We start from the raw sequence: 2,377 nt of genomic DNA on the forward strand, positions 1-2,377 counted from the left end.
GTTGTACATTCCCATGAGATTGAGTGCGACTTCTTCTTGCATCTGGGACGGTTGAGCGAGAAGAAATGGAGTTTGATATGCCACCCCTGCACAGTTAATTAGAATGTGAATCGGGGCATAATCGCGCCACACTTGAGCGATCGCGATATTGACTGCTACACAATCAACAAGATTGAGTGCAACCGGAACCGCTTCGACCCCCGAATGTTCTGATTTCCTTCGCAACTTCTACAAGTTGATCGTGTGATCGCGCCACTAAAATTAATCGTCGTGCTCCTTGACGGGCAAATTCCAATGCGATTTCCCGTCCAATGCCACGAGAAGCCCCGGTGACCAAGACCGTTTTTCCCTGAATATTCATGATAAAGTCTCCACAGTTAGGGTTCTATCAGGTTCTTCGCCTTTGCTGAACGGATAGGGGCAAGAACCGAAGTGAATCTTTGAGTTGTGCTTTGAGAGAAGAAACTGCTGTTGGATCGAGTCATATTTCGTTGTGCTTCGATGCCACACATTCGTTGGGTATCTACGAAAAGTGGTCAGCGGCGAGAGTCAGACAAAGCATAAGACACTTCACTCCGAACGATAGGAACCAGCCAATGAAATTGACACGCACACTTTAACAAGACGATCAAGTATCGGCAACATTTATTAATAGAAATCGAGAATCGTAATATTTAGATACAAGACATTCAGGAACGGGATGGATTCAGCAGCAGACTCATCAGGGCAGTAACTCGACCACGATTTGATCCCCCTCAAGAGTAGCTGTTTTCAGAAATCCACGAAGTGCCTCCAACAGTACAATCCGGCTGATTTACCCGTTCAGTTCATCTGTGCGTAGGGGCATCCGTTAGGCGATAGCCCTGGAAGATGGCAACCCCCAAGACCACGAGCACTGCCGCAACCAGAAACACGACTCGCACCCCAGCAGGCTGCTCTAGCGTGTAGCCGTAATAGGAAAAAATGGGCGGGATGATTAGAGTTGAGAACGACAACCCCATCCCAGCCGAGAACGAGAAAATACTGTAGTGAAACGCTTCTCGTCGTTGTCCCGTGACGATCGCATCCTGCTCGACAACCGTTCCCATCATCGCGTAGACCAAAATAAAATAACCGCCGAGAAAAGGCCCCAGGAAGCCAAAGCAGATGGCAGCTTGAAGCGCAGTCGGCAGGGAAGAAGCCCCTCCCACTGCGGTCAGGAAACTTGTAACCATCGCCAATCCTAATAAGGAAACCTTCAGCAATTGGCGATCTGACCTGTATCGGCTCAACCGATTCCAAACCGGAGCGGCAGCCAGCATCGCCATCACCACCAAGCCTTGATAGCGTCCTACGGCTGCTTCTGGTTCTTGCAGAATCAAGGCAACAAAGTAAGGCAGATTCGAGAGCAACATCGCGTAGGCCGTCTGTACGAGAATCGTGGAGCTACAGAGGATCAAGAACGGGCGATTCCGCAGCGTTGTCCGCAGGCTCTGCCAAAAGCTCAGCGATGCGATTACCTCGCTCTCGCCGGTTGGGTCGAGCGCAGGCAGACTCCGTCTCGGGAGCACTGGAATTGTCAGGCCAACCGTTACCACTCCAAGGAGTCCGATCACTCCTCCCATTGCGATCGCGCCCCACCGACTATAGACACTGCTAGCAATGACTGCACCGCCCAGCACGCCCACAATGCCAAAAATGTTTTTCCACATACTAAGCCGAACTCGCTCAGCGGCCGTCGCTGCCATTTCGGGTAGGCTGCCGTCATAAGGGACGCCAACGAGACTCGTTCCCGTGTAAAAGACGATCGTCATCGTTAGGAAGTAGATGGCATTCAGCCGGCTAGGATAGGGCGTCAAAGGCGTCCAGAGCAACAACAGCGCGCCAAGGGTCATGAGGCTGCCGAGTACCAAGAAGGGCGTTCGTCGTCCCCACGAGCTGCGGGTGTTATCACTCCAATGTCCGATGAAGGGATCAATGACGGCATTCCAAACGCGACCGATCGCCAATAAGAGACCCACGACCGTGACCGAGAGGTATTGCACCGCTCCTGTGTTGGGTGGAGGGGCATAGTAGTAAAGCAGCCAGGTCGAAACAGCAGTATTGATTAAATTAATGCTGATCGAAGTGCAACTGTAGAGCAAAGTTTGCCGCAGCGTGAGGGTAGGAGACATGGCGATTAGCTAGTTCGCGAAATGGGCACGCGATCGAGTATGTCAGCTTTAATCGCAATGATTCAGCCAGGTTACGCTCCTCTGAGTGAGGTTGTGCTCCACTCGCTGAAGGGCCTCTAAGACGATCTCTACCTCTGTTTTGAGAATGGCATGCCCCGTGTTGAGGAATGCAATCAGCTCAGAAATTTTGCATCTCCCACTGGTTGGCGCGAATGTCTACGAGG

Annotated in this window: 1 protein-coding gene and 1 pseudogene; both read right to left on the reverse strand. The window is 51.7% G+C overall.

Features of this window, described 5'->3' with window-relative positions; translation table 11 throughout:
* Nucleotides 1-361: pseudogene (locus tag H6F51_16740) on the reverse strand (SDR family NAD(P)-dependent oxidoreductase).
* Nucleotides 362-827: 466 nt separating this feature from the next.
* On the reverse strand, nt 828-2,153 hold the full coding sequence (locus H6F51_16745) for an MFS transporter (protein ID MBD1824127.1): 1,326 nt from the start codon (nt 2,151-2,153) through the stop codon (nt 828-830).
* Nucleotides 2,154-2,377: the final 224 nt, after the last annotated feature.

It is taken from the genome of Cyanobacteria bacterium FACHB-DQ100 (assembly GCA_014695195.1).
Classification (GTDB): domain Bacteria; phylum Cyanobacteriota; class Cyanobacteriia; order Leptolyngbyales; family Leptolyngbyaceae; genus Leptolyngbya.